The organism is Phyllobacterium sp. P5_D12 (assembly GCF_054049495.1).
The window spans coordinates 1-3,111 of record NZ_JBFUMG010000527.1 but is presented as its reverse complement, the minus strand read 5'-3'; the positions used below and the strand labels follow the sequence as shown (position 1 = coordinate 3,111).

The 3,111-nt window shown below is 55.4% G+C and carries 3 protein-coding genes and 1 pseudogene; all 4 read right to left on the bottom strand.

Annotated features, from left to right (window positions below; all coding sequences use genetic code 11):
* Positions 1–562, bottom strand: a 562-nt coding sequence (locus ACXJ5O_RS22955) for a hypothetical protein (RefSeq protein WP_457301923.1), incomplete at its 3' end; no start/stop codon positions are given.
* A 21-nt stretch (positions 563–583) separates the two neighbouring features.
* On the bottom strand, positions 584–1,174 hold the full coding sequence (locus ACXJ5O_RS22950; RefSeq protein WP_457301922.1) for a protein-S-isoprenylcysteine O-methyltransferase: 591 nt from the start codon (positions 1,172–1,174) through the stop codon (positions 584–586).
* Positions 1,171–2,247 carry a hypothetical protein gene (locus ACXJ5O_RS22945; protein WP_457301921.1) on the bottom strand — a complete coding sequence of 359 codons (1,077 nt, stop codon included), beginning with the start codon at positions 2,245–2,247 and terminating at the stop codon, positions 1,171–1,173. Before ACXJ5O_RS22945 ends, ACXJ5O_RS22950 begins: the two co-directional genes overlap by 4 nt.
* 265 nt (positions 2,248–2,512) lie before the next feature.
* Positions 2,513–3,111: pseudogene (locus tag ACXJ5O_RS22940) on the bottom strand (SDR family NAD(P)-dependent oxidoreductase); the annotation flags it as partial.

Genomic DNA, 3,111 nt, shown 5'->3' with positions numbered 1-3,111 from the left:
CTGCAACGCTACCGAGTGACGCAGCGTAGTTGTTGCAGTTGTAGCCAAACATGCGCCACATGGGCGGGTTGGCAATATCTGCCTGCACTTTGCTCAGCAATTGCTGATACTGGCTTTCGGTCAGCGATACGCGATACGCCGCGTTTGGCGCGAGATGGCAGTCGGCGTAACTGGGCACCAGATCCGCGGGCATCGGGACAAGCGCGCCGGCATACAATCCAGCAAGACTGCCTTTCGGGAAGAGACCGGTATAAAGGCGGGTCACTGGGTTGCCTTTGGCGTCCAGTCGCCCAAAAACCACATAGAGATGACCGCTGGGTATGCCGGGGGAGAAACGCTGGCGGAACTCGATATAGGCGGGATCACCGATTCTTGTGCGATTGGCAGTCAGTTTCGCCGGTGAGCCATTGGGATTGCCGTGCGGAGCGCAGCTGAGCTGCGGCGTTTCAGGAGCGTAGGCCGATACCGTAATCGCACTGGTCGATTGAGGGACTGACTGACAGGCTGTGAGGGAAATTGCGGCGATGCTGGCGATGATTAATTTCAGAGATGCTGGAGGCACGACTAACCTTCTCTTGATGTGTCAGTATACGTAAGGCAGGACGCGCCACGTGCGCGCGCGGTATCGGCTATATTCCTCTCCAAATGCTTCCTGCAGCATCGCTTCTTCAGGGCCTATCCGAGAGAAAAACAGATAGCCGAAGMCAACAATGCCAGCCAGACCGGCGACATAGTTCGGGAGGAGCAACGCCTGGGTCAATGCCATGAGCCAGAACGCCGTATACATCGGGTGACGGAGATATTTGTAAATGCCCGTGGTGATCAGCTTGTGGTCCTGCTTCAACTGCAGCGATACGGACCACATTTTTCCCAGCGCCTTGTGCGTGAGACGGAACATGATCAAGGAGAGAATTCCGAAGGCAATACCAAGCAGGAAAAGTGTAGGGCTTGCCGGGTAGGATGCAAAATGTGGCTGGTCTGTCACAACGTAGATTGCCGGAATGATACCGAGGCCGGTGAGGGAAACCGCAAGTCTGGCCGTATCGGCGCCTTTCCGCCGATCGACCGTGAGGTTCACCTTGCGCGCGCGTCGATCGAATGGACGGCGCAGCGCATACCAGGCAACGACATGAAGGACCCACAAGACCTTGCCGGCAGAAACAAGAGAGATCATGTGGTGGCAGTTCCAGCAATATTGAGTTTTGCCGGGGAAGGTGTGTTCTGATCACAGCGCAGGCCACCTAATGCGGCGACATCGGCGAATTGTTCCGGGCCACATAAAATGGCATGCCATGAGTAATGGGTGCGTTTTTCGACGCCGAAAACAAACTGGCGATGCACGCGAAAGAAATCCCGTCGAATAGATTTATAGGCCTCATCGCAAAGTTGGTTGCGGAAACGCACTCTCACCAGGATGGGCGATTTTCCATCTTTTATCTTTAAGTCCCGTACGGGATCAGATTGGTAGAAATTCATTGGATCCGTCAGCGATTGCACATCGATCCAGACCGTTTTGCTATTTGCAACGGTCTCGACACTTTCGCGCAGCGTGCGAGCAGCAGGATGCAATGCTACCTTCAACAGACTGGACCCGACAGTGAGCAGGCCATACCGGCGGGAACCCTCGCGGCGAAGGGCGGCATCGAGAATCGGAATTGCGCAAACCGCGCCAAGGCTATGAGCTGCAACAACGATTTCTGTGCCGGGTGGAGCATTGCTTATACGATTGGCTGCATCGGCGATGACGCGATCCAGTTTCCGCATCACATCCGGACGTTTGCCTCGTGCCATATCACGGGCGAACGTCCAGTCATCCATGAGGAGCAGGAAATGGAGCTTCGAGGCAGCGAGCCAGAACAATAGGATGGCGGTAATCAAGGCTATCACCGGTGCGACCGGTACGCTGGTCTGGTTGTACACCATGGCAAGACGCCCGGTGCCGTAGGATGCACCCAGTATTACAAAGCAGATCAACAATGGATAAACGAAAAACAGGGCATAGCGCCAACTCGTCGCAACAAACCGGAAGAACGTCCCGGTGAGGATAAAATCAAGCAGGGCGATAATTCCACTTAGCAACCGCCTTAAGGGATTTCTGGACGCGTAGAAAAGGGTGATGTCGCCTAGTCCGTAGAGGATGAAATCCGTATTGGCCGACCAGCCTTCGCCTGAAGTATGCAGACCGAATTCGCCGGTTGCGATCCCGCCATCGGTCGAGGAAACACGCAGCGGTTCAGACTGAGTCAAGGACATTTCGTAAACAGGGGCTGTCTTGGCCGCTTCGCGAGTAAAGCGGCGATGATGGGCCTCTACAGGCATATGCTCAAAGCCTGGTAACAGTACAACCAGACGATTGATAACGGACATCTGCGGCCTTTTTCAGGATCAAGTTCAATCGGTGTCGGCGACCTATGACTCTTGCCAAGGATTCTAGATGACCGACCTTAACAGAACATCGCCGGCGCGTAAAAAGTTGCAACCCACAATTCGATTTATGCGTCAACTTGCCTCTTCATTTTGGTGCCATCCGGATTGCGCCATCAATACGGATAGTTTCGCCGTTAAGCATCGGATTTTCAATGATGTGCAGGGCGAGAGCCGCATACTCCTCCGGCTTGCCAAGTCTTGACGGAAATGGGATCGCGGCAGCAAGGGAATCCTGAACCTCTTGCGGCATGGCGAGTAGCATAGGCGTTCCGAAAATGCCGGGCGCAATAGCCATGACGCGAATGCCGAAACGCGCGAGTTCGCGCGCTGCGGGTAGGGTCAGGCCTGCTATACCGGCTTTGGAAGACGCATAGGCCGCCTGACCGATCTGGCCGTCAAAAGCGGCGACGGATGCGGTGGAGATGATGACGCCGCGTTCGCCCGTTTCGAGCGGATCGAGCTTTGACGCGGCATCGCTGACAAGCCGAAGCATGTTGAACGAACCGATGAGATTGACCTCAATCACACGTCGATAAAGGTCAAGATCGTGTGGGCCATCACGACCGACGATGCGCCCCGCATTGGCTATACCGGCGCAGTTGACGAGAATGCGCGGCGTTCCGAGTTCGTCGATCACTCGCGCAACGGCCTTCTAGGCGTCGCCTGCACTCGACACATTGCAAC